The following is a 4,096-nucleotide window of genomic DNA, read 5'->3' on the forward strand; positions in this document are numbered from 1 at the left end:
TGGCGGGGATACAGATCAGATCACGTCTGGGCGATCAGTTCAGCAGGATCTGCAGCGGGGCTTTGAACCTGCTGAAACAGGTCGACTCGGGGGGATCCATTCATGGACGCAGGGACCGGGCACCCGAGCGCGTGCAGCCACGTGGGTGCGAGGTCAACGAGTTCGACGGGCTTTTCGAGCTTGCCGGGACGGATATTCGGGCCGGCGGCAACGAACAACCCTTCCGGGCGATGGCTGCCGCTGGTGGGCCACGTCATGAACTCGCGGACGCGCTCGGAAAAGATCTCTTGGTCCGCGGAAAGCGTTTCGGCGGGCATATAACGAGCGTCCCGCCACTCGATCACCAGATCCGGTGCCATTTCCACTCCCTGATCGCCGAACAGCGCTTCACGGCGGTGGACATCGATCACGGCCGATTCACCCGTTTCCGGATCAGTCAGCTTCCGCAAGGCGGTGATCAGTTCATCGCGAAGTGGCTCATACTCTTCGGGCCTGACAATCCCGTGCTGCTCACGCCCCGCGAGGTTGATGTAAATGTTCCCCTCGCCCTTGCCGCGGTGGTAGGCTCGCGTCCGCGACCAGTCGATATGATCGTGAGCGATCCGGCGAAGCACCCACTGCTTAAAGGGCATCGCATTCGCATAGTAGAACAGACTGCGGGGCAGATAGCGCTGCGCGTTGGTCCGGATACTGGTCAGCAGGCGGGCTGTCGCCGACGGCCCTTTGCAACCTTCGGTACGAGCCAGGAATCCATTCTGCTCGAGCCAGTTCTGCAGGCGAACCCCCGCCTTGATCGGACCCGCGCCGCATTCCGAAATCACAAATAATGTGTCAGTCGGTTCGAGAGCATTCATCAATGAGCCGATCAACACGTCCGCGGCTGCAAACGTTTTCTCGGCAACTTTCTCTGTGACGCTCCCTTTTTCCTCCATGTCTTTCCAGAAATAGTGCTGTGCAAACGCACTGCCACTGTTGTAGGCAAACAGAAATCGCCAGTCGTCGCGGTAAACCAACTTCTCGAGCAGGGATTTTTGCCAGACCGTCTCGTGCGGAAGCAGTTCACCGTATGTCGCCTTGTCCTGCCCCCCGGGAAAGATATCTTTGTGATGATACCGCCCCAGACTGCTGGTCAGCTCTTGAAACAGCTCGCGCGGGTGTGAAATGGAAGGATGCGCTCCAGGAGCATCCTGACCGGACAATGCGAAACCGGGAATCATTGGCGGTGGATATGTCATCGGGACATTGACCCAGCCTGATGGCAGATCATTGCTGGCGAGGACATCCCACAATTTGGGTCCTTTAACGTCGGAACCATGAACTTCGAGAAACTTGCCTCCATCCTGACGCTGCCAATAGTCGAAAACGCCATGACTGCCGGCACGGCGTCCGGTCAGAATCGTCGCCCACATCTGCGGTGTCAGCAGATAGGGAATGGAATAGCGAGTATGTCCGCTCAAGCCTTGCTTCATCAGTCGGGACAAATTCGGCATCACCCCCGCATCGCAGAATTGCTGGACCAGTTCGGGTGAGGCCTCGGACAGAGCGAGCACCATAACTCGGCTCATAATTTTTAAACCCCTTCTTTCGCAGGTTCCTTCGCATCGGCCGATTGTGGGAACTCTGGTTGGACCAACTCGACTTCACTTTGTTTCAACACTCTCGATGGCCCCGCCAGCAACGGCCCCGTCGCACTGGCCACCTGACGCCAGTCAAACCGCCGCCTGAACTCCGCGATTTGCGCATCGACTTCTCTCTGTGAACGGGGTCGTCCCCATTCCTGCTCCAGGGCGTCCCGCAATCCATCCTCAGAATCGACCGGGAAGAGACGCCCGAAATTCTGACAAACCTCTTTGTTGCTGGGGATATCACTGACCACCAGTCGCGCGCCCGAGATGCCTGCCTCAAGGAGGGAAAAAGACATTCCCTCGTGCGACGACGGCAGGATAAACAGCCGGGTATGGCGATAGAGGGCAACCAGTTCGTCACCGCATACGACCCCGGCTCGCAGGATGCGGTCTTCGTGCCCTTGGCACAGGCTTTCAATCAGCCGCGCATAAGGTCCGGGGTAATCGGGCTCGCCCGCAAGCACCAGCTTTGCAGATGAGGGAAGTCTGGCGGTCAGAAACGCGGAAATCAGTTGATGAAAATTCTTCTCGGGGACGAATCGACCAACCGCCAGTGCATACGAGTCTGGTGAAATCGCCAGGTTCGCGGGGAGTTTTTCGGCCGCTTCGTCACTGGGAAGACTCACCCCGTTGGGAATCACCACACTGTCGCGACGTCCCGTGGCGGCAGCAAATCTGTCCGCAATATCCGAGTTCAGGCAGACAACCGATTCCGCGTAGCGGGCGCAGAAATACTCGCCCAACTTCAGTAATCGTCTGGCCAGAAAGTTCCATTTGACACGGTCGTACTCGGCCCCCATATGGCGGACGATGATTCGCAGGCCCAGTAGTCGCGCCAACGGAAGGGGAAGACACGAACTGAGTCCATGCACGTGAATCACCTTGACCCCCATCGCGTAGGCGGTCAGCACAGCCATCATGGAGTAAAGGGGGGTTTCGAGGCTGCTGGATTTCAGAATCGGGATTCGAACCAGGTTGATGTTCTTACAGTCTTCCAGACCCTTCGACGGTTTCCGCACGAAGATGGTGATCTTGAATCGGTCGGCGGGAATGTGGCGGTAGAATTCGGAGCAGTACCGCTCAATCCCTCCTTGAAGAGCTCCGATCCCGCGTGCTCCAATCACGCCCAGGTGTAAGCGGTCTTCTCTCGAATGAGGCATCAGGGAGCCCCTGTACAAACTGGTGAGACGTCCGCCGCGATCTCTTCGATCTGCTCAGCAATACTTTCCCAGCGACGTAATTCGCCAGCGGCAGCACGCACCGGGTCTGAGCGTTTCAAAGCACGGGAGATAGCCTGGACGAATTCCTCGCCCGTTTCGGCAATGGCGATGCCCCGGTCCTCGAATGCGGGCAGGCGCGTGCCGACCGCAGGAAGTCCCGTTGCAGCGATTTCGTTCAACTTGATCGGCTCGATGGCCTGAGTCCAGGGAGTCACTTTGTACGGCAGAATTGCGACATCCAGGGCTCGCCAGCGCGCAGGCATGTTTTCATGGGGACAGGCAGGAAAGAACTGGATGTTGGGAAGTCGACGCAAGGCCGAGAGGTCATCCAGTTGCGTGCCCCCGAGGATGAACTGGACGTGAGGCATGGCCCGCACGACGCTTTCCAGCAAGGGAAAATCAATTGCGTGTTCGCGCAGGTCGCCAAAGAAACCGACTCGCGGTGCTGGAATCGCCTGAAACTCCTCCGCGATGGGTCCCTCGGGACAGAAATGGTCGAGGTCTGCACCATGACCAATGTAAACCGAACGACCGGTCGCACGTCCGATCTCTGCTTCATACAGCGAACGACTGGCGTACAATACGGCGTCCGATTTGCGAAACAGTAACTCTTCCTTGGCCGCGACGACGTTGTGGTCCGAGTACTGGAAATCGGCGTGACGATCGCTGCGGTTGTACAACAAAGCGCTGCGGTCCAGTGACAGCGCCAGATCGGCAAAGGTGGGCAGCGTGATCAGGACCAGAGGGCGATCGAACCCCAGTCGTCGCGCGTTGTACTGAATCTGCGACCGCAGACCGCCGTTATTAAACTTCCCCAGCAGTCCGGAATAGGCGGGCCAGAACAGGGGCGTATAGACGACCAGATCCAGTTCAGGAATTGGCCGGGAAGCAATCCGCGACATGCTCCTGAGCTTGCGGCCAATCCGTTTGACCAGCGATCCCCCCAGACTCCGTTTGGCGGACCGCATTCCGATACTGTTCACGAACAGAACCGGATGAGACTTTGCCAGCACCCGGGCAAGCTGCATATCAGAATGACCGTGGGAATGTGACCACCAGTCAAAGATGCTCAATATGATGATTCCCCGCCCCATCACCTCGTACCCCCTGCACAACTAAACGCCTGTTTCTGCCACCGTAAAAATCAAACAGCCGAACAGTCAATTATCATTTGCGTGAACGACTGAAAGGACACCCGCGAGCGTACGGTTGTGACGATTATGACGCACAACGGGTCGCATAAGCGCGATA

Annotated in this window: 3 protein-coding genes; all 3 read right to left on the reverse strand. The window is 57.8% G+C overall.

Features of this window, described 5'->3' with window-relative positions:
• Positions 1-20: 20 nt before the first annotated feature.
• From VGE80_RS24410 to VGE80_RS24420, 3 genes are read right to left on the reverse strand one after another with little or no spacing between them, the layout of a single operon-like run.
• Positions 21-1,565, reverse strand: a complete 1,545-nt coding sequence (locus tag VGE80_RS24410) for an alkaline phosphatase family protein (RefSeq protein WP_440594464.1) — start codon at positions 1,563-1,565, stop codon at positions 21-23.
• A gap of 5 nt (positions 1,566-1,570) precedes the next feature.
• A complete protein-coding gene (locus tag VGE80_RS24415; protein WP_440594465.1) occupies positions 1,571-2,785 on the reverse strand; it encodes a glycosyltransferase family 4 protein in 1,215 nt (404 codons plus the stop codon).
• Positions 2,785-3,918, reverse strand: a complete 1,134-nt coding sequence (locus VGE80_RS24420) for a glycosyltransferase (RefSeq protein ID WP_440594466.1) — start codon at positions 3,916-3,918, stop codon at positions 2,785-2,787. The genes VGE80_RS24415 and VGE80_RS24420 overlap by 1 nt, the downstream gene beginning before the upstream one ends.
• Positions 3,919-4,096 lie beyond the last annotated feature (178 nt).

This window comes from Schlesneria sp., from assembly GCF_036405755.1.
Lineage (GTDB): Bacteria > Planctomycetota > Planctomycetia > Planctomycetales > Planctomycetaceae > Schlesneria > Schlesneria sphaerica.